At 62.9% G+C, this 18738-nt stretch carries 18 protein-coding genes; 10 read left to right on the top strand and 8 right to left on the bottom strand.

All coding sequences use genetic code 11. From position 1 onward, the window contains the following. Positions 1-143 precede the first annotated feature (143 nt). Positions 144-1646, top strand: a complete 1503-nt coding sequence (gene ppx / locus J5M73_RS01940) for an exopolyphosphatase (RefSeq protein WP_102881245.1) — start codon at positions 144-146, stop codon at positions 1644-1646. A gap of 177 nt (positions 1647-1823) precedes the next feature. On the opposite strand, the gene ppk1 is transcribed toward ppx, so the two are convergent. Both ppk1 and hemB read right to left on the bottom strand, forming a co-directional pair. Then, positions 1824-4037: a polyphosphate kinase 1 gene (gene ppk1 / locus J5M73_RS01935; RefSeq protein WP_102862203.1), complete on the bottom strand. Its 2214-nt coding sequence runs from the start codon at positions 4035-4037 to the stop codon at positions 1824-1826. An 18-nt stretch (positions 4038-4055) separates the two neighbouring features. Further along, positions 4056-5069, bottom strand: a complete 1014-nt coding sequence (gene hemB, locus J5M73_RS01930) for a porphobilinogen synthase (RefSeq protein ID WP_060841658.1) — start codon at positions 5067-5069, stop codon at positions 4056-4058. A gap of 207 nt (positions 5070-5276) precedes the next feature. Between hemB and J5M73_RS01925 the strand changes: the two genes are divergently transcribed. Both J5M73_RS01925 and elbB read left to right on the top strand, forming a co-directional pair. Then, positions 5277-5903: a DedA family protein gene (locus J5M73_RS01925; protein ID WP_102862204.1), complete on the top strand. Its 627-nt coding sequence runs from the start codon at positions 5277-5279 to the stop codon at positions 5901-5903. A 49-nt stretch (positions 5904-5952) separates the two neighbouring features. Next, positions 5953-6621 carry an isoprenoid biosynthesis glyoxalase ElbB gene (elbB, locus tag J5M73_RS01920; protein ID WP_102862205.1) on the top strand — a complete coding sequence of 223 codons (669 nt, stop codon included), beginning with the start codon at positions 5953-5955 and terminating at the stop codon, positions 6619-6621. 42 nt (positions 6622-6663) lie between these two features. Here elbB and J5M73_RS01915 read toward each other — a convergent pair whose 3' ends face one another. Next, positions 6664-7119, bottom strand: a complete 456-nt coding sequence (locus J5M73_RS01915) for a YaiI/YqxD family protein (RefSeq protein ID WP_102862206.1) — start codon at positions 7117-7119, stop codon at positions 6664-6666. A gap of 82 nt (positions 7120-7201) precedes the next feature. Then, complete coding sequence (locus tag J5M73_RS01910; protein WP_102862207.1) at positions 7202-9100, bottom strand: cytochrome c/FTR1 family iron permease; 1899 nt, start codon at positions 9098-9100, stop codon at positions 7202-7204. Positions 9101-9147: 47 nt separating this feature from the next. Here J5M73_RS01910 and J5M73_RS01905 point away from each other — a divergent pair, with 47 nt between their 5' ends. From J5M73_RS01905 to J5M73_RS01885, 5 genes are all read left to right on the top strand, one after another. Then, a complete protein-coding gene (locus J5M73_RS01905; RefSeq protein WP_102862208.1) occupies positions 9148-9420 on the top strand; it encodes a hypothetical protein in 273 nt (90 codons plus the stop codon). A gap of 204 nt (positions 9421-9624) precedes the next feature. Further along, positions 9625-11118 carry a hypothetical protein gene (locus J5M73_RS01900; protein WP_102862209.1) on the top strand — a complete coding sequence of 498 codons (1494 nt, stop codon included), beginning with the start codon at positions 9625-9627 and terminating at the stop codon, positions 11116-11118. Between the two features lie 12 nt (positions 11119-11130). Continuing rightward, on the top strand, positions 11131-11502 hold the full coding sequence (locus tag J5M73_RS01895) for a YcfL family protein (RefSeq protein WP_060841665.1): 372 nt from the start codon (positions 11131-11133) through the stop codon (positions 11500-11502). A gap of 33 nt (positions 11503-11535) precedes the next feature. Further along, positions 11536-12123, top strand: a complete 588-nt coding sequence (gene lpoB / locus J5M73_RS01890) for a penicillin-binding protein activator LpoB (RefSeq protein WP_060841666.1) — start codon at positions 11536-11538, stop codon at positions 12121-12123. 3 nt (positions 12124-12126) lie between these two features. After that, entirely contained in the window at positions 12127-12870 is a 744-nt protein-coding gene (locus J5M73_RS01885; protein WP_102862210.1) for a penicillin-binding protein activator LpoB, read from the top strand. 58 nt (positions 12871-12928) lie between these two features. On the opposite strand, the gene J5M73_RS01880 is transcribed toward J5M73_RS01885, so the two are convergent. The 3 genes from J5M73_RS01880 to J5M73_RS01870 all read right to left on the bottom strand — a co-directional run bounded on the left by J5M73_RS01880 (position 12929) and on the right by J5M73_RS01870 (position 16242). Then, complete coding sequence (locus J5M73_RS01880) at positions 12929-13561, bottom strand: LysE family transporter (RefSeq protein WP_102862211.1); 633 nt, start codon at positions 13559-13561, stop codon at positions 12929-12931. Positions 13562-13750: 189 nt separating this feature from the next. Further along, positions 13751-14332: a mechanosensitive ion channel family protein gene (locus J5M73_RS01875; protein ID WP_102862212.1), complete on the bottom strand. Its 582-nt coding sequence runs from the start codon at positions 14330-14332 to the stop codon at positions 13751-13753. Further along, entirely contained in the window at positions 14332-16242 is a 1911-nt protein-coding gene (locus J5M73_RS01870) for an ATP-binding cassette domain-containing protein (protein ID WP_102862213.1), read from the bottom strand. The genes J5M73_RS01875 and J5M73_RS01870 overlap by 1 nt, the downstream gene beginning before the upstream one ends. 50 nt (positions 16243-16292) lie before the next feature. On the opposite strand from J5M73_RS01870, the gene J5M73_RS01865 reads away from it, so the two are divergent. Continuing rightward, entirely contained in the window at positions 16293-16757 is a 465-nt protein-coding gene (locus tag J5M73_RS01865; RefSeq protein ID WP_102862214.1) for a TIGR02444 family protein, read from the top strand. Here J5M73_RS01865 and J5M73_RS01860 read toward each other — a convergent pair. Further along, a complete protein-coding gene (locus tag J5M73_RS01860; RefSeq protein WP_102862215.1) occupies positions 16754-17857 on the bottom strand; it encodes an AlgP family protein in 1104 nt (367 codons plus the stop codon). The two genes, J5M73_RS01865 and J5M73_RS01860, sit on opposite strands and share 4 nt — an antisense overlap. Positions 17858-18050: 193 nt before the next feature. On the opposite strand from J5M73_RS01860, the gene J5M73_RS01855 reads away from it, so the two are divergent. After that, the gene (locus tag J5M73_RS01855; protein WP_102862216.1) at positions 18051-18716 is read left to right on the top strand and encodes an FKBP-type peptidyl-prolyl cis-trans isomerase; all 666 of its coding nucleotides are present in this window, start codon (positions 18051-18053) and stop codon (positions 18714-18716) included. Positions 18717-18738: the final 22 nt, after the last annotated feature.

The raw sequence follows: 18738 nt of genomic DNA, 5'->3' as shown, positions 1-18738 counted from the left end.
TCGTAGGAGCCGGATAGCCGCGCACAGCGACAGCACAGCCTGCCGAGGGTTTTATGCGTTGAATCAACGCATTGGACACTGCGCGTTGGCGCGAGCCGTTGATCGTGGCAGGATGGCGAGGTTATCGACCGAGACCCCCAACCATGCCCCAATCCCAAGCCAAGAATCTGTCCCTGATCGCCGCGATCGATCTGGGCTCCAACAGCTTTCACATGGTCGTGGCCAAGGCCCGGAACGGTGAAATCCGCATTCTCGAGCGGCTCGGTGAAAAGGTTCAACTGGCCGCCGGAATCAACGAAGAACGCCAGCTCAACGAAGAATCCATGCAGCGCGGGCTCGACTGCCTCAAGCGCTTCGCCCAACTGATCAACGGCATGCCACCGGGCACCGTACGCATCGTCGGCACCAACGCCCTGCGTGAAGCCCGCAACCGTGGCGAGTTCATTCGCCGCGCCGAGGAGATCCTCGGCCACCCGGTGGAGGTCATCTCCGGCCGTGAAGAGGCCCGACTGATCTACCTCGGGGTGTCCCACACCCTCGCCGATACCCCGGGCAAGCGCCTGGTTGCCGACATCGGTGGCGGCAGTACCGAATTCATCATTGGCCAGCGCTTCGAACCCCTGCTGCGGGAAAGCCTGCAGATGGGCTGCGTCAGCTTCACCCAGCGCTATTTCCGCGATGGCAAGATCACCCCGGCCCGCTACGCCCAGGCCTACACCGCCGCGCGGCTGGAGATCATGAGCATCGAACATGCCCTGCATCGCCTGACCTGGGACGAAGCCATCGGCTCTTCCGGAACCATCCGCGCCATCGGCCTGGCCCTCAAGGCCGGCGGCCAGGGCAGTGGCGAGGTCAACGCCGAGGGGCTGGCCTGGCTCAAGCGCAAGCTGTTCAAGCTGGGGGATGCCGAGAAAATCGACTTCGAAGGCATCAAGCCCGATCGGCGGGCGATCTTCCCGGCGGGCCTGGCGATTCTCGAAGCCATCTTCGACGCCCTGGAACTGCAGCGCATGGACCACTGCGAAGGCGCCCTGCGTGAAGGCGTGCTCTACGACCTGCTGGGCCGCCATCATCACGAAGACGTCCGTGAACGTACCCTCAGCTCGCTGATGGAGCGCTACCACGTGGACCTGGAGCAGGCCTCGCGAGTCGAAGGCAAGGCCCTGCGCGCCTTCGACCAGGTGGCGGCGGACTGGGACCTGGAGGACGGTGTCTGGCGCGAGCTGCTGGGCTGGGCCGCCAAGGTCCACGAAGTGGGACTGGATATCGCTCACTACCACTACCACAAGCATGGCGCCTACCTGATCGAGCACTCGGACCTGGCCGGCTTCTCCCGGGAAGACCAGCAGATGCTGGCGCTGCTGGTGCGCGGCCACCGCCGCAACATTCCCAAGGAAAAATTCGCCGAGTTCGGCGATGACGGCATCAAGCTGATCCGCCTGTGCGTGCTGCTGCGCTTCGCCATCCTGTTCCATCACATCCGTGGCACCCAGCAGATGCCTCAGGTGAGCCTGAGCGCCGAAGGCGACCATCTGGATGTGGAGTTCCCGGAAAACTGGCTGGATGAAAACCAGCTGACCCAGGCCGACTTCGCCCTGGAAGCCGAATGGCTGACCCGGGTCGGCATCGTGCTCAACGTTCGCTGAGACCTGAACAAGCCGACCTTAGGAGCCGGCTTGCCAGCGAACAGGCCCCAAGCCCTGAATCGCTCTTGCCGGGGCTTTCGCTGGCAAGCCAGCTCCTACCAAACACCCAACGCAAGCCAATAAAAAAGGCCAGCCCGGTAAACGGGCTGGCCTTTTTGTCTACGGCGCCTGTGGCGCTTAGCGCACTGGCAACACCGGGCTGCCAAGACGCTCCAGCAAAGTCGCCTGGGCGCTGCGCGGGTTCTGGTTGCCGGTCGGCGTGTTGCGGATGTAACGGCCGTCGGACTGCAGGCTCCAGCTGTGGGTGTTGTCGGTGAGATAACTCTCCAGCTCTTTCTTGACCCGCAGGATCAGCTTCTTGCCTTCCACCGGGAAGCAAGTCTCGACCCGCTTGTCGAGGTTGCGCTCCATCCAGTCGGCACTGGAAAGGAACATCTGCTCCTCGCCGCCGTTGAGGAAGTAGAACACCCGAGTGTGTTCCAGGAAGCGACCGATGATGGAGCGCACATGGATGTTGTGCGACACCCCGGCAATCCCCGGACGCAGGCAGCACATGCCGCGCACCACCAGATCGATGCGCACGCCGGACTGGCTGGCCTTGTACAGCGCGCGGATGATTTTCGGATCGGTCAGCGAGTTGAACTTGGCGATGATGTGCGCCGGCTTGCCGTCCAGGGCGAACTGGGTCTCCCGGGCGATCATGTCGAGCATGCCCTTTTTCAGGGTGAACGGCGCATGCAGCAGTTTCTTCATACGCAGGGTCTTGCCCATGCCGATCAGCTGACTGAACAGTTTGCCGACGTCTTCGCACAAGGCATCGTCGGAGGTCAGCAGGCTGTAGTCGGTGTACAGGCGGGCGTTGGCCGCGTGGTAGTTACCGGTGCCCAAATGCGCATAGCGCACGATCTCACCGGCCTCGCGACGCAGGATCAGCATCATCTTGGCGTGGGTCTTGAAGCCCACCACGCCGTAGATCACCACCGCGCCGGCCGCTTGCAGGCGGCTGGCCATCTGCAGGTTGGACTCTTCGTCAAACCGCGCACGCAGTTCGATCACCGCGGTGACTTCCTTGCCGTTGCGCGCCGCGTCCACCAGGGCGTCGACGATCTCCGAGTTGGCGCCGCTGCGGTACAGGGTCTGGCGCACCGCCAGCACATGCGGGTCCTTGGCGGCCTGGCGCAGCAGGTCGACCACCGGGGTGAAGGACTCGAACGGGTGCAGCAGCAGGATGTCCTGCTTGCTGATGACGCTGAAGATGTTCTCGCTGTTCTGCAGCAGCTTGGGGATCTGCGGGGTGAACGGGGTGTATTGCAGCTCCGGATGACTGTCCAGGCCGGTGATGCTGAACAGTCGCGTCAGGTTCACCGGACCGTTGACCTGATAGAGCTCGGTCTCGTGCAGGTTGAACTGCTTGAGCAGGTAGTCCGACAGATGTTTCGGACAGGTGTCGGCCACTTCCAGACGCACCGCGTCACCGTAGCGACGGGAGAACAACTCGCCGCGCAGGGCGCGGGCCAGGTCTTCGACGTCCTCGGTGTCCACCGCCAGGTCGGCGTTACGGGTCAGGCGGAATTGATAGCAGCCTTTGACCTTCATGCCCTGAAACAGGTCGTCGGCGTGGGCGTGGATCATCGACGAAAGGAACACATAGTTGTCGCCAGGGCCGCCGACCTCTTCCGGCACCTTGATGATGCGCGGCAACAGACGCGGAGCCGGGATGATCGCAAGGCCCGAATCGCGACCGAAGGCATCGATGCCTTCCAGCTCGACGATGAAGTTCAGGCTCTTGTTCACCAGCAGCGGGAACGGGTGCGTCGGGTCGAGGCCGATGGGGGTGATGATCGGCGCGATCTCGTCGCGGAAGAAGCGCCGGACCCAGGTCTTGAGCTTGGTGGTCCAGTGACGGCGACGGATGAAGCGAATCTGATGCTTCTCCAGTTCCGGCAGCAGAATGTCGTTGAGGATCGCGTACTGGCGATCGACATGACCATGCACCAGCTCGCTGATGCGGGCCAGGGCCTGGTGCGGTTGCAGGCCGTCGGCACCGGCCTGTTCCCGGGCAAAGGTGATCTGCTTCTTCAGGCCCGCGACACGGATCTCGAAGAACTCGTCCAGGTTGCTGGAGAAGATCAGCAGGAACTTCAGGCGCTCCAGCAGCGGGTAGGATTCGTCCAGCGCCTGTTCCAGCACGCGGATATTGAACTGCAGTTGCGAGAGTTCGCGGTGAATGTACAGGCTGCTGTCATCCAGGTTGGGGATGACAATGGCCGGCGTCGGTTGCACCTCGGCCACTACGGGCACGGGCTCGAGCTCCGGCGAGGTTTCAACCACTGGCTCGACCACCGGCTGAGCGTCTTTTACGGCAACTTCTGAGAGTCCTTCAGTATTCATCGCGTGTTCCTGGGAGGGCTATTTTTGCTCTCGTAACAACTGAGCAGCACGAACGGCAAAGTAAGTCAGGATGCCATCAGCACCTGCACGTTTAAAAGCGGTCAGGGATTCAAGAATAACCCCTTCACCCAACCAGCCATTCTGGATCGCCGCCATGTGCATGGCGTATTCGCCGCTGACCTGATAGACAAAGGTCGGCACCTTGAATTCATCCTTGACCCGAAAAAGGATATCCAGGTACGGCATGCCCGGCTTGACCATGACCATGTCCGCCCCTTCCGCCAGGTCCGCCGCCACTTCATGCAGGGCTTCGTCACCATTGGCCGGGTCCATCTGGTACGAGGCCTTGTCGGCCTTGCCCAGGTTCAGCGCCGAACCCACCGCATCGCGGAAGGGGCCGTAATAGGCGCTGGCGTACTTGGCCGAGTAGGCCATGATCCGCACGTTGACGTGTCCCGCCAGTTCCAGGGCTTCGCGGATCGCCTGGACCCGCCCGTCCATCATGTCCGACGGCGCCACCACCTGGGCGCCGGCCTCGGCGTGGGACAGGGCCTGACGCACCAGGGCATCGACAGTGATGTCGTTCTGTACATAACCCTGCTCGTCGAGAATGCCGTCCTGGCCATGGGTGGTGAACGGGTCCAGGGCCACATCGGTGATGACGCCCAGCGCCGGGAAGCGCTCGCGCAAGGCGCGGGTGGCACGCTGGGCAATCCCTTCAGGGTTCCAGGCCTCGGCCGCATCCAGGGACTTGAGCCCGGCCGGCGTCACCGGGAACAGCGCCAGGGCCGGAATCCCCAGCTCGACCCAATGCGCCGCCTCTTCCAGCAACAGGTCGATGGTCAAGCGCTCCACGCCCGGCATCGAAGCCACCGCCTCACGGCGATTCTCACCGTCGAGCACAAACACCGGCAGGATCAGGTCGTCCACGCTCAGCCGGTTTTCACGCACCAGACGGCGCGAGAAATCATCACGGCGGTTACGCCGCAGACGAGTGGCAGGGAACAGGCGGCTGGCAGGGGTAAAGCTCACGGCGGACTCCAGGGCCCGCGCTGGCGGGCGAGCGTGACAGTTATAAGCGGGCATTATGACGAACAGATGACAGTTGTGCTCAAGCTGTTGACCGGCAGCAACACTCATTGTCATTGGCCCAATTGTTCACGTCGAGACACATTTCGATACTTTCCCCAACGTCGTCGAAGGGGTAGGCTGCGCGTTCATTTCGCCAGCATCCAGACAATGCTCCAACAATTTCTTCAGGATTTCGGCTATTTCGCCCTCTTTCTCGGTACGTTTTTCGAAGGCGAAACCATTCTGGTTCTAGCCGGGTTTCTAGCGTTCCGCGGATACATGGATATCAACCTGGTGATGGTGGTTGCCTTCTTCGGCAGCTACGCCGGTGACCAGCTGTGGTACTTCCTGGGGCGCAAGCATGGCCGCAAGTTGCTGGCGCGCAAACCGCGCTGGCAAATGATGGGCGATCGGGCGCTGGAACATATCCGCAAGCATCCGGATATCTGGGTGCTGAGCTTCCGCTTCGTCTATGGCCTGCGCACCGTGATGCCAGTGGCCATTGGTCTGTCAGGCTATCCGCCGGGCCGCTACCTGCTGCTCAACGGCATCGGCGCGGCCGTCTGGGCCGTGGCCCTGGCCCAGGCCGCCTACCATTTCGGCGCGGTCATGGAAGGCATGCTCGGCAGCATCAAGAAGTACGAGCTGTGGGTGCTGGGCGCGTTGCTGGTGCTGGGTTTCGGCCTGTGGCTGCGCCGACGCTTCAAGAACGCCCGTCTGGCCAAGCAGATCTATGACGCCGAACAAGCCGCCGAACAGGCCAAGGCCAAGGCTTCGACGACATCAGTGGAGTAACGCGCCGGTCATTGGCATGCTGTCAGCACCCTGAACCTGGAGAAAAACCATGAGCAAAAAAGTTGCAGTGATCCTTTCCGGTTGCGGCGTGTTCGACGGTGCCGAGATCCACGAAAGCGTGATGACCCTGCTGCGCCTCGACCAACGCGGCGCCCAGGTGCAGTGCTTTGCCCCGAACATCCCGCAGATGCATGTGCTCAACCACCTGACCGGCGAAGCCATGCCCGAGACCCGCAACGTGCTGGTGGAATCGGCGCGCATTGCTCGTGGCCAGGTCAAGGACCTGCGCGAGGCCAATGTCGAAGACTTCGACGCGCTGATCGTGCCCGGCGGTTTCGGGGCAGCCAAGAACCTCTCCAGCTTCGCCACCGAAGGCGCGGCCTGCACAGTCCAGGCGGACGTCCTGGCTCTGGCCGAAGCCTTTGCCGAAGCGGGCAAACCGGTGGGCCTGATGTGCATCGCTCCGGCCCTGGCGGCGAAGATCTATGGTCCTGGCGTGACCTGCACCATCGGCAACGATGCCGATACCGCAGCGGCCCTGGGCAAGATGGGCGCCAGCCACACCGAATGCGCAGTAGGCGACATCGTCGAAGACAAAGCACGCAAACTGGTGAGCACCCCGGCCTATATGCTGGCGCAATCCATCAGCGAAGCCGCCTCCGGGATCAACAAACTGGTCGACCGGGTGCTGGAACTGACCCACGAAGGCGAGCAGTGACTCCCTGACACCCCGCTTCAGGAGGAGCCGCTGGTTCCTCCCTCAGGCCTGACGCGCCAGCCGGGTCAGAATCCGGTCCAGGGCATTGGCGAAGGCCTGCTTCTCCCGCTCGCCATAAGGCGCCTGTCCGCCACTGACCTGCCCCTGCTCCCGCAGATCGGTGAACAGATTACGCACCGCCAGGCGCTCCCCCATGTTCTGTGCATCGAATTCCTTGCCACGCGGGTCCAGGGCCGACACACCCTTTTTCACCAAGCAGTCGGCCAAGGGCACATCACTGCAGATCACCAGCTCACCGGGCACGGCATGCTCCACCAGATAATCGTCGGCAGCATCCGGACCGCTGGGCACCACAATCAGTTTGACGCAGGCGAAAGCCGGCTTGATCTGCGCTTGCCCGGCCACCAGCACCACCTCGAACTGGCGCTTCAAGGCAAAGCGCACCACCTGATCCTTGGCCGCCTTGGGGCAAGCGTCGGCATCGATCCAGACACGCATTGATGTTCTCCTCACAAAATGCAAAACGGGCAAGCCAGCCCCCGCAGGAGCGGGCTCGCCCGCGATCAGCGACGCTGTCGACTCAAGACGCGCGCAGTCGCTGCTTCTCACTCATGCGGCTGCGACTGTACAGCACCACGATCGCCAGGATCGCCACAGCCTGAGCCCCCAGCGAGTAGGCATCGGCATGAATGCCCAGCCAGTCGAAATCGAAGAAGGCTACTGGCCGGGTGCCGAAGATGCCCGCTTCCTGCAACGCCTTGACCCCGTGCCCGGCAAATACCACCGACAAGGCACACAGCAACGCCGCGTTGATGCCGAAGAACAGCGCCAGAGGCAGCTTGGCCGAGCCCCGCAGGATCACCCACGCCAGGCCCACCAGCAACACCAGAGCGGTGGCACCACCCGCCATGACCGCGTTATGTCCGGCTGGGCCTGCCTGCAGCCACAGGGTCTCGTAGAACAGGATCACCTCGAACAGCTCGCGGTACACCGAGAAGAACGCCAGCACGGCAAAACCGAAACGCCCGCCGCCGCCCACCAGGCTGCTCTTGATGTAATCCTGCCAGGCCGCCGCATGCCGACGATCATGCATCCATACCCCGAGCCACAGCACCATGACACTGGCGAACAACGCCGTGGCCCCCTCCAGCAGCTCCCGCTGGGAACCGCTGACGTCGATCACATAAGCCGCCAGGGCCCAGGTGGCCAGGCCGGCCAACAGCGCCAGGCCCCAGCCGACGTTGACACTGCGCACCGCCGATTGCTGGCCGGTATTACGCAGGAACGCAAGGATCGCCGCCAGCACCAGAATGGCTTCCAGGCCTTCGCGCAGGAGGATCAGCAAACCGGAGATAAAACTCAGGGACCAGCTCAGGCTGTCGCCACCCAACAACTCGGCGGACGCCTTGAGCTTGGCCTTGGCGGCGTCCAGGCGCTGTTCGGCCTGGGCCACCGGCAATCCGTCCTGCAACGACTGCCGGTAGGCCATCAGGGCCTTCTCCGTGTCCTTGCGCACCGTGGCATCGACGTTGTCCAGGGAGCTTTCCACCAGTTCGAAACCTTCCAGGTAAGCCGCTACCGAAAGATCGTAGGCTTGCTCATGCTCGCCGTTGCGATAAGCCGCGAGACTCTTGTCCAGGGTCGAAGCGGTGTAGTCCAGCAACTGCGCCGGGCCACGCTTGACCTGAGGCGGCTGGGCCCGCTGGGCACGGAAAGTGGCCGCTGCCTGCGGCCCCTGAGCAGCCAGCACTTCAGCAGGCGTCTGCCGGGCCAGGTCGGCCAGATTGAAGCTCTGCTCGCCCTTGGCCGCCGCAGGATCGGCGCTGAACCCGGCGATGTAGGTGGCCAGGTCCCAGCGCTGCCGGTCATCCAACTGATCGGCGAAGGCCGGCATGTCGGTGCCTTCGACACCCAGCCCCAGGGTGTTGTAGACCGCGTACAGGCTCAGGCGATCAAGGCGCTCGGCATCCCGCAGATTGGCCGGCGGCGGGGTCATGCCCACACCTGCCGGACCATCGCCTGCGCCTTTCTCCCCATGGCAGACCGAGCAATGCTGGGCATACAGCGGCGCACCGCGAGCAGGGTCCGGGGTGATGACCGGCGCCTGGCTGACCTCATAGGCCACCGCCAGCTTGGCCCCCATCTGCCGCGCCAGGCGTGCCACTTGGCTGCCCTCGACGCGGTCGTCCACCGCCTTGCGCAAGTTGACGATGCCCTGCTCCAGCTCGGCTTTCTCCGGCTTGGCCGGCAGGTCGGCGATCAGCCCCTGCAGGACCCCGAGAAACTCCACCTGCTCGCGGTATTCGGACTCGTCGATGACCTTGCCGGCTTCAACCGTGGGCGGGTAGTCGGCGCCAATGTAATCCAGCAGATGCAGGGCCTTGGGCGCGCCATCGACGGTATCGGCCAGCAGGTTGAAGCTGCAGAGCGCGAGCAGCGGCAGCACCAGCAATGCCAGTAAACGGGAAGGGCCAGTCATGAACGAATCTCAAATGGAAATACGAAGTAACATATTGTTCACTCCCAATGAGTTTCACTCAAGGCTTATCCGCCTGTTGCAACACTTGCGCCGACCAGCGCCTGCCCGACACCCCCCAGGTGACCCGCCTGCGCCTGAGAAAAGGCCAACACCGACTGCCCCTGGGCAAGACCGGCGAACTGCGCTTCAAGCTGGACCAGCGCTACCAGGTCATCAGCCTGCGGCGCGTGGGCGATGAGCTTTTCGTCATCGCCCCGCGACCCTGGAAAAGAGCCCGCTGGCAGCCTGGTTCGACCACCAATGAGCAGCCGCTCACATAGTGGCAAACACCAATCAAATTGAAGTTAAAAAGCCATTACAGCGCCAGAATCCACGTTTATAATGCCGCGCCCTCGTTATAGCGAGACGGCATTTAAGCTCCTCTTTTTATGAGGAATTGGCAGCGTAGCCGCAGTTCCTGCCAATGGGTTCGTCCAGCCCGACCCGCACGCCAGGCTGTCTCATTCAGGGAAGAAGAAGTACCCATGGCATCCCGCGTCCTCACCTCGATTGCGCTCGGCGCAGTCACCCTGCTCGCAGGCTGTTCGGCCTTCCGCAGCTACGACAACGAGCTTCAGGAAACCAACCAGCAACTGCGTGCCGGCAACCTAGATGCCGCCCTGACCCTGCTGGAAAAAAACAACAAGGGTGAAGACAAGGACCTGCTCTATTACTTCGAAAAGGGCGAGTTGCTGCGGGCCAAGGGCGACCTCAATGGCAGCCAGGCCGCCTGGGGCCATGCCGATCAGGTCGTGGGCAACTGGGAAGACTCGGTCAAGCTCGACACCGACAAGTACCTGGCCCAGTTCGGCAGTTTCCTGGTCAACGACAAAGTCCGTCGCTACGAAGGCTATGACTACGAAAAGGTCATGCTGACGACCCAGATGGCCATGAACCTGCTGGCCAGCAACGACTTCGACGGCGCCCGCATGGCGATCAAGAAGACCCACGAACGCGAAGCGGTGATCGCCGAACTGCGGGACAAGGAATACCTCAAGCGCGAGGACGAAGCCGAGAAGCAAGGGGTTAAAACCGAGTACAAGGACCTCAAGGGCTATCCCGTGGAAGCCCTCGACGCTCCCGATGTGGTCAACCTGAAGAACAGCTACCAGAGTGCGTTCAGCCACTACCTGGCCGGCTTCGTCTATGAAGCCCTGGGCGAGAAGGACCTGGCGGCTCCCGGCTACCGCAAGGCTGCGGAACTGCGTCCCAACACGCCCTTGCTGGAACAGGCCCTGCTGAACCTGGACGCCCCCGTGGAACCGGTGAAAGTCGAAGCCCCGGGCAAATCCTCGACCAAGTCCAAACGCAAGACGCCCGCCAAAGCTCCGGTCAAGGCTCCGGTGGTAGCGGCCCTGGCGGCCGATGAGAGCGACGTGCTGATCGTGGTGCAAAGCGGCCTGGCCCCGGCCCGGGACTCGGTGCGCATTCCCTTGCCGCTGCCAATCAACGGCAACCTGGTCATCACTCCACTGTCGTTCCCGGTGATCAAGGCCGATACCTCGACCCAGACCTTCACCCAGATCGGCATCGATGGTCAGCAGCAGAACCTGACCCTGCTCAACAGCACCACCGCCATGTCCCGCCGCGCCCTGCGTGACGACATGCCGGGGATCATCCTGCGCACCACCGTGCGTGCAGTGACCCGTGGCGTGGCGCAAAAGAACCTCAACGAGGTCAACCCCCTGGCCGGCCTGGCCGTGGGCCTGGCTTCGGCGGTGACCGAAGGGGCCGATACCCGCACCTGGCGCACCCTGCCGGACAACACCCAGGTCGCCCGCCTGCGTCTCAAGCAGGGCGAGCACAGCCTCAGCCTGCCTAACGCCCAGGGCGGCACTCAAGTGCAGGTCAAGGTTGATCAGCGCTATCAGGTGATCGCCCTGCGCGTGGTGGGCAACCAGGTGTTCAGCAGCGGCCTGGCCGCTCATGTCATCCCGAACAACGCCGGCCAGAACATGGCCAGCAACCAACGTCCTTAAGCGGAGCCCCCCATGCGCCTGAAACTTCTCGCTGTCGCCGCACTGGCCCTACTGGCCGGTTGCGCCACCCCGCCACCTCCTGCTCCCGGCAGCGCCGCGAGCAAGGTGGTGGTGATGAACAAGTTCAACAACATCGCCATCGGCGCGATGCGGGTCGCCCGTGAAAACGGCTTCCTGACGGTCAAGGTGGCACTGAACAACACCAGCCACACCAACATGACCATGTACTACCGCTTTGTCTGGCTGGGTGACGACGGTTTCCCGGTTGCCGATGAAGAAAGCTGGAAAGTCTTCAACCTGTACGCGGCCCAGGCCACCTTCCTGCCGGCCATCGCGCCGGTGCCCAAGGCCACTGACTTCCGCCTGGAAGTCAAAACCCAATAAGCCGTTCCTGAACCCGATCAAGAGAGCACTTCCATGTTTGCACGCTTTTCCTTCCTCGCCGTGGTCGCCCTGCTGGCCAGCGGCTGCGCCAACAACTCCCCGGTCCTGGGCGGCAAGAACATCAGCTACGGCGACAGCAAGGCCGTGGAACTGGTGACCAACGAGTTCGGTTCCACCGACCTGCAGATGATCGCCGAATCCATGACCCGCTCCCTGGCCCAGTCCGGCATCCTCCAGGGCCGCCCGGTGGTGCAGGTCTACGACGTGAAGAACAAGACCAGCGAGTACATCGATACCCGCGAGATCACCACCTCGATCAAGACCCAGCTGATGAAATCCGGCACCGCCCGCTTCGCCAGCGACAACACCGCCATGCAGAGCCAGGTCGACCAGCTCAAGCTGCAGAACCAGAGCGGCCTGTACAAGAAGTCCACCGTGGCCAAGACCGGCAACATGGTCGCCGCCAAGTACCGCCTTGAGGGCTCTATCAGCTCCATCGTCAAGCGCAGCAGCGACTACAAGGACGTCTTCTACAAATTCAGCCTGCAACTGATCGACGTCGAGAGCGGTCTGGCCGAGTGGATGGACGAGAAAGAGATCCGCAAGACCACGGAGCGCTAAGCAATGCGTGCATGGATTGGCATCCTGGCCCTGGCCTGTGCGTTCAGCGCCCAGGCGGCCCCGAAAGTTGCAGTCATGGACCTGGCCTACCAGGAACGTGTGCAGGAATACATTCACGTGGTTTCGGCCCAGCAGAGCTACCGCGAGGGCTACTACAGCTCCAGCGGTTCGGCCAGCTACAACGAACTGGAAGCCAGCACCAGCTACATCGAAGAAGGCGAACTGCGCAAGTTCACCGGTGATATCAAGGGCGGGATTCTCAAGTCCGGGATGTTCCAGCTGGTGCAGGGTTCGCCCCACACCGACGCGTCCAAGACCAACGTCTACGACATCATCAAGCGCATCAAGGCGGGCAACTTCAAGGGTGCCGACTACGTGCTGTTCGGCACGGTGTCGGACATCGACTTCACCCAGGACATCAACGAGCTGGCCAATACCAACAGCTACTCGGCGGTGCTGGGCCTGACCCTGGTGGCGGACTTCAGCCTGATCAACACCCGCACCTTCGAGATCACCTCGGCGTTCACCGCCATGGGCGAAGGCCAGGACACCAAGCTGGTGAACAGCCGCGACATCCGTGTCTCGCTGAACCGGCCACGGGTGGTACGCGAAGTCTCCAAGGCCCTGGGCGAAGACGTTACCCGGCAGATGGCCGAGCAGCTGGGTCGCGGTGGTTACGAGCAACCGGGGCAAGCGCCGATGCGCAACAACCTGCCGCCGGACACAGCGCCGGTAATCCTGCGCTAAGCCGTACGCAAACGAAAAAGGCGACCCGTGGGGTCGCCTTTTTTTGTCTCTGGATAACCTAGGCCGCGGCTTTGCGAATGGTCGCCAGGAAGCCCGCCGCGCCGAGGAACAAACCGGCGAAGGTACGGTTCATGCGCCGCTGCTGAACCGGGGTACGCAACAGACGCAGGACCCTGGACGCCAGCCCGGTGTAGCCGGCCATCACGATCAGGTCGACCACGATCATGGTGGCGCCGAGAATCAGGTACTGCTTGACCAGGGGCGCATGGGGGTCGATGAACTGCGGCAGTACCGCCAGCATGAACACCAGGGCCTTGGGGTTGCTGATGTTCACCAGGAAGCCGCGAAACACCAGGGCCAGAGGCTTGCCAAGGGGACGGATGGCCGCGTCATCGCTGAGATCGCTGGGTAGCGCGCGCCATTGCTTGACCGCCAGGTACACCAGGTAGGCCACACCAAACCACTTGATTGCATAGAAGGCGGTGGCAGAAGCAGCAAGGATGGCGCCAACACCGGCGGCGACAATGGCAATCTGCAGGGCCAGGCCCAGTTGCAGGCCCAGGGCGTTCCAGTAGCCGCGCCAGAAACCGTATTGCAAGCCACAGGACATCGACGCAATGGCGCCGGCGCCCGGAGAAAGACTGATTACCCAACTGGCGGCAAAGAACGCCAACCATGTTTCAAGCACCATCGCACACCTCGGATCGGATTGGTCGTGACTGCCTAAGCTAATCCTCCGACCCGCGGCTGACTATATTTTTTTCGCCCAAAGGTGATGCACGGCCCTGTAGCCGCTGCTGCAGGCTGCGATAGGTCCGCAGGACGGGGCAATAGCTGCACAGCCGTTCGCGGCCTGCGGCAGCGGCTACAGAGGAAGGGATTACTTTTCGCCAGCTCCTACCGGCAGCACATCGCTGCCGCGCCAGCGACGCACCGAGCGCTGGAAGAACAGGCTGTTGGGCACCTGGACCATGGCGCTGCCGGTGCCGGCCTCTTCGGACTCGATCAGGGTGGTGTACAGCAGGTTGATCGCCACGACCCGGCCCTTGACGCCAGGCTTGTCGACGGTGTCCACCAACTCCACCACGTCACCCAGGCGGAAGGGGCCAACGGTGAAGATCAGGATCGCGCACAGCAGGTTGGAGAGCACACTCCACATGGCGAAGAAGGCCACCGCCGCCACGGCGACAAAGCCGGACAGGGCGGTCCACAACACCGTGGCGGAAACCCCCAGGCGCTCCAGGACGAAGATCACCGCGCTGCCCATGATCAGCCAGCGCAGACCGCCCCGCAGGGGCATCAGCAACTGCGGCGGGAACGGGTAACGCTCGCCCAGGCGGGTCAGGCCACGGGCGACAAAACGCTGGGCCAGATAGCCCGCCAGGAGAATCAGCAGGATCTGCACGCCCACCCACAACGGAGCGACCCACTGCGCCGGCAATGGCAGTTGCAACGCTTCCATCAGGACAGTGCCTCGAGTTCTGCCTGCATGCTTTCCAGCAACTCCAGGGCTTCCATCCAGGCCTCTTCCAGTTCGGACTCGCGGGTCTTGAGCTTGGCTTGCTCAGCCAACAGGTCCCGCAGCTCGTCCTTGCGCGCCGCTTCGTAAAGACCGCTGTCACCCAGGCTGGTCTCGATCTTGGCCAGGCGCTCATGGACCTTGCCCAGTTCGGCTTCCAACTTGTCGGCCTCGCGCTTGTGCGGTGCCAACTGCTGACGCAAAGCCGCCGCGGCCTGGCGCTGGGCTTTCTTGTCGGTCTTGTCCGGGTTGACCGGCGTGTTGCTGACCGGGGCATTGCGCTGGCGGTAGTCCACCAGCCAACGGGTGTAGTCATCCAGGTCGCCGTCGAACTCCTCGACCTTGCCGTCGGCCACCAGGAAGAAGTTGTCCGTGGTGCTCTTGAGCAGATGGCGATCGTGGGAGACCACCAATACCGCGCCGCTGAACTCTTGCAGGGCCATGGTCAGGGCCAGGCGCATCTCCAGGTCCAGGTGGTTGGTGGGTTCGTCGAGCAGCAACAGGTTCGGCCGCTCCCAGGCGATCAGGGCCAGGGCCAGGCGAGCCTTTTCACCGCCGGAGAAATTCAGCACCGGCTCGTCGATCCGCGCGCCGCGGAAGTCGAAACCGCCGAGGAAGTCGCGCAGGGTCTGCTCGCGCTCGGTGGGCGCCAGCCGCTGCAGGTGCAGCAAGGGGCTGGCCTTGGAATCCAGGGAGTCAAGCTGATGCTGGGCGAAGTAGCCGACAACGGTGTTCTCGCCCCGGGTCAGGCGGCCGGACAACGGCTGCAGCTCACCGGAGAGGTTCTTGATCAGGGTCGACTTGCCGGCGCCGTTGGGGCCCAGCAGGCCGATCCGTGCGCCCGGCGTCAGTTGCAGCTTGACCTTCTCCAGCACCGCGCGCTCGCCATACCCCAGACGGGCATCAGAGAGGTCGATCAGCGGGCTGGAGATCTTCGTCGACTCGCGGAAGGTGAAGTCGAACGGCGAGTCCACATGGGCCGCCGACAGCTCTTCCATCCGTTCCAGGGCCTTGATCCGGCTCTGGGCCTGGCGAGCCTTGGTGGCCTGGGCCTTGAAGCGGGCAATGTAGCTTTCCATGTGCGCCCGTTGCGCCTGCTGCTTCTCGTAGGCCTGCTGTTGCTGGGCCAGTCGCTCGGCACGGGCCCGCTCGAAGGCGCTGTAGCCACCGCGATAGAGGGTGATCTTGCGCTGGTCGACGTGAGCCACGTGATCGACCACGGCATCGAGGAAATCCCGATCGTGGGAGATCAACAGCAAGGTGCCGGGATAACCCTTGAGCCAGTCTTCGAGCCAGATGATGGCATCGAGGTCCAAGTGGTTGGTGGGTTCGTCGAGCAGCAAGAGGTCCGACGGGCACATCAGCGCCTGGGCCAGGTTCAGGCGCATCCGCCAGCCCCCGGAGAAATCGCCGACCTGGCGGTCCATCTGTTCGTTGGTGAAGCCCAGTCCGGCCAGCAGCTTGCGCGCCCTCGCGTCAGCGGTGTAGCCATCGGCGCTATCCAGCTCGGCATGCAGGCGCGCTTGCGCGCCACCGTCATGGGCCGCTTCGGCGGCGGCCAGTTCACGCTGCACCTGGCGCAGACGCAGGTCGCCGTCGAGCACATAGTCCACGGCCAGGCGCTCGAGGGTGTCGACCTCCTGACGCATGTGGGCAATGCGCCAATCGGCGGGCAGGAAGCAGTCACCCGAATCCGGATGCAACTCGCCGCGCAGCAAGGCGAACAGGCTGGATTTGCCGGCGCCGTTGGCACCGATCAGGCCGGCTTTCTGGCCGGCGTGCAGGGTCAGCTCGGCGTCTTCTAGCAGACGTTGCGGGCCACGCTGTAAAGTCAGGTTCTGAAGTCGAATCATAATGGCGGCGGAGTCTACCAGCTTCGCTCGCAACTGGCGCGAGTAGCACTATGTCCTCTGACCTGTGGAATTTTTCCCTGACCACTTATGCCCTTTCCGGCGTGCAGGAAGCCTGCCTGCAGCTACAGGACGAAGGGGCCAATGTCTGCCTGCTGCTCTGTGGAGCCTGGCTTGGCCAGCGTGGCGTCCGCTGCGATAGCCAGCGCCTGGAGCAGTTGAATGAGCTCGCGGCGCCCTGGCACCGGGACGTGGTTCAACCCTTGCGCGACTTGCGCATTGGCTGGCGCGATGCGGCCCGCGAAGACCTTGAGTTGAGTGCCTTGCGCGAACAGGTCAAGACCCTGGAACTGGAAGCCGAACGGCAATTGCTGTTGCGTTTGCAGGAGCGGGTACGGGAATGGCCGGAGGTTCAAGCGAAGAGCCTGGAAGACTGGCTTGAAGGATTGGCGGCCGGAGCCGCCGAACGCAACCGCGACGCGCTGCAGGTGCTGCGCGTCGCGGCGACCGGCGCTTAAGAAGCGCTGGAAGGAGTACCGGCAGTTACCGGAGCGGGAGCGGCAGGAGCTGTGCTCGCAGCCGCTGCTGGCGAGGCTGCTGGCGCGGGTGCAGCTGGCTTGGCCGCAGCCGGTGCTGGAGCCGCTGGCTTGGCTGCCGGGGTGGCGGGTTTGGCCACAGCGGGTTTGGCTGCTGCAGGCTTGGCCACCGGCTTTTTCGCAGCCGGTTTGGCGGCCGGCTTGGCTGCTGGTTTAGCAGCCGACGATGCTGCTGGCTTGGCAGCTACTGCAGGTTTGCTGGCGGGTTTGGCAGCAGGTTTGGCCGGCGCTTTTGCGGCGGCAGGTTTGGCTGCGGATTTGGCTGCTACAGGTTTAGCGGCAGCTGTTTTAGCCGCTGCGGGTTTGGCCGCAGGCTTGGCTGCTGGTTTAGCGGCAGGTTTGGCTGCTACAGATTTGGCGGCAGGTTTGGCCACTGGCTTGGCGGCGGCAGGCTTGGCTGCGGCGGCTTTGGCTGCTGGCTTGGCGGCAGCGGTCTTGGCGGCAACAGGTTTGGCAGGCGCAGGCTTGGCGGCAGGTTTAGCCGCTGCGGGTTTGCTCGCCGCGGGTTTAGCTGCGCTGGCAGACGCTTTTTTCGCCACTGGTTTGGCGGCAGATTTGGCAGGTGCTTTAGCTGCAGGCTTGGCCGCTGGTTTCTTCGCTGCGACAGCTACCGGCTTGGCATCACGAGTGCTCAATGCCTTGGCCACCGCTTCCTTCACACGACCAACGCCTTGAGCCAGTTTCAGGCTTTCCTGGGCATCGCGCTTGAGTTGCAGAATGTAGCTGCGGGTTTGTGCCTGGCGCTCTTTCAATGCGTCCAGCAAGTCTTCGAGTTCTTTCACCGCGGTCTTGGCCTTGGCTTGTGCCTTGGCCTTGCCGGCCGCCGCAGCGTCCTGCAATTTGGTGCGCGATTTGTGCAGTTTTTCCTGCGCCTTACCCCGTTGTTTTTCCAGCTTGGCGAGCAGTTTTTCAGCATCAGCCAAGGCTTGGGAACAAGCGTTTTCCAAATGTTCGAGCAGGCTGCCCGACAGCTGTTGGAGCAAATGCAACGGAGTATTTACAGGCTTCTTATTGGCCGACATGGTTTACCTCCTGGCTGACGTGAGTTGCGGCTCATACTAGACCTCTGCTGCTACCGCCGCTAGGGCATGTTGACAGTATCGAAAGCCCGGCGTTGCAGCGGATTGAAAATGTTCTTCGCCGTCATCGAAGTTGCTCACCAACCCGTGCTTTGTCGCTGGCATAATCCACCGCTACTCAGGCCGGAGAGTGCCCATGTCGCGTTACCTGTTTTTATCCCTGAGCCTGTTCTTGCCACTGGCTCAGGCTGCTGCCGAAGCGCCGCCCAATGACGCTCACGACCTTGCCTACAGCCTGGGCGCAAGCCTCGGTGAACGACTGCGTGACGAAGTGCCCGATCTGCAGATCCAGGCATTGGTCGAGGGTTTGAAAGCCGCTTATCAAGGCAAGCCACTGACCCTAAAAACCGAACGCATCGAACAGATCCTGGCTCAGCACGATGCACGGATCAGCGAGCAGTCGAGCAAGTCGAAAACTGAAGCGGCCCTGGAAAACGAACGACGTTTTCTCGACCAGGAAAAGGCCAAGCCCGGCGTGCGCCAACTGGCCGATGGCATTCTCCTGACCGAGCTGGCACCTGGCAGTGGCAACAAGGCCCGCCCCAACGGTTCAGTCCAGGTGCGCTACACCGGACGCCTGCCCGATGGCACCGTGTTCGACCAGACCCAGCAACCGCAGTGGTTTCGCCTGGACAGTGTGATCGAAGGCTGGCGCAGCGCCTTGTCGCAGATGCCCACCGGCGCCAAATGGCGACTGGTGATTCCTTCGAATCAGGCCTACGGCACCGAAGGCGCAGGCGACCTGATCGCGCCTTACACCCCCCTGGTATTCGAGATCGAACTGCTGGGCGTTGCTGACTAAGGCACAGGAACGAAAAACGGCA

Source organism: Pseudomonas sp. 50_B, from assembly GCF_017491625.1.
Lineage (GTDB): Bacteria > Pseudomonadota > Gammaproteobacteria > Pseudomonadales > Pseudomonadaceae > Aquipseudomonas > Aquipseudomonas danubii.
The sequence above is the reverse complement of the archived record's forward strand: the minus strand, read 5'-3'. Positions and strand labels throughout refer to the sequence as shown.

Excerpts from the sequence above, each read along its gene's own strand:
- ppx (WP_102881245.1), top strand. The coding sequence starts at position 144 with ATGCCCCAATCCCAAGCCAAGAATCTGTCCCTGATCGCCGCGATCGAT.
- ppk1 (WP_102862203.1), bottom strand. The coding sequence starts at position 4,037 with ATGAATACTGAAGGACTCTCAGAAGTTGCCGTAAAAGACGCTCAGCCG.
- J5M73_RS01925 (WP_102862204.1), top strand. The coding sequence starts at position 5,277 with ATGCTCCAACAATTTCTTCAGGATTTCGGCTATTTCGCCCTCTTTCTC.
- elbB (WP_102862205.1), top strand. The coding sequence starts at position 5,953 with ATGAGCAAAAAAGTTGCAGTGATCCTTTCCGGTTGCGGCGTGTTCGAC.
- J5M73_RS01915 (WP_102862206.1), bottom strand. The coding sequence starts at position 7,119 with ATGCGTGTCTGGATCGATGCCGACGCTTGCCCCAAGGCGGCCAAGGAT.
- J5M73_RS01910 (WP_102862207.1), bottom strand. The coding sequence starts at position 9,100 with ATGACTGGCCCTTCCCGTTTACTGGCATTGCTGGTGCTGCCGCTGCTC.
- J5M73_RS01905 (WP_102862208.1), top strand. The coding sequence starts at position 9,148 with ATGAGTTTCACTCAAGGCTTATCCGCCTGTTGCAACACTTGCGCCGAC.
- J5M73_RS01900 (WP_102862209.1), top strand. The coding sequence starts at position 9,625 with ATGGCATCCCGCGTCCTCACCTCGATTGCGCTCGGCGCAGTCACCCTG.
- J5M73_RS01895 (WP_060841665.1), top strand. The coding sequence starts at position 11,131 with ATGCGCCTGAAACTTCTCGCTGTCGCCGCACTGGCCCTACTGGCCGGT.
- lpoB (WP_060841666.1), top strand. The coding sequence starts at position 11,536 with ATGTTTGCACGCTTTTCCTTCCTCGCCGTGGTCGCCCTGCTGGCCAGC.
- J5M73_RS01885 (WP_102862210.1), top strand. The coding sequence starts at position 12,127 with ATGCGTGCATGGATTGGCATCCTGGCCCTGGCCTGTGCGTTCAGCGCC.
- J5M73_RS01880 (WP_102862211.1), bottom strand. The coding sequence starts at position 13,561 with ATGGTGCTTGAAACATGGTTGGCGTTCTTTGCCGCCAGTTGGGTAATC.
- J5M73_RS01875 (WP_102862212.1), bottom strand. The coding sequence starts at position 14,332 with ATGGAAGCGTTGCAACTGCCATTGCCGGCGCAGTGGGTCGCTCCGTTG.
- J5M73_RS01870 (WP_102862213.1), bottom strand. The coding sequence starts at position 16,242 with ATGATTCGACTTCAGAACCTGACTTTACAGCGTGGCCCGCAACGTCTG.
- J5M73_RS01865 (WP_102862214.1), top strand. The coding sequence starts at position 16,293 with ATGTCCTCTGACCTGTGGAATTTTTCCCTGACCACTTATGCCCTTTCC.
- J5M73_RS01860 (WP_102862215.1), bottom strand. The coding sequence starts at position 17,857 with ATGTCGGCCAATAAGAAGCCTGTAAATACTCCGTTGCATTTGCTCCAA.
- J5M73_RS01855 (WP_102862216.1), top strand. The coding sequence starts at position 18,051 with ATGTCGCGTTACCTGTTTTTATCCCTGAGCCTGTTCTTGCCACTGGCT.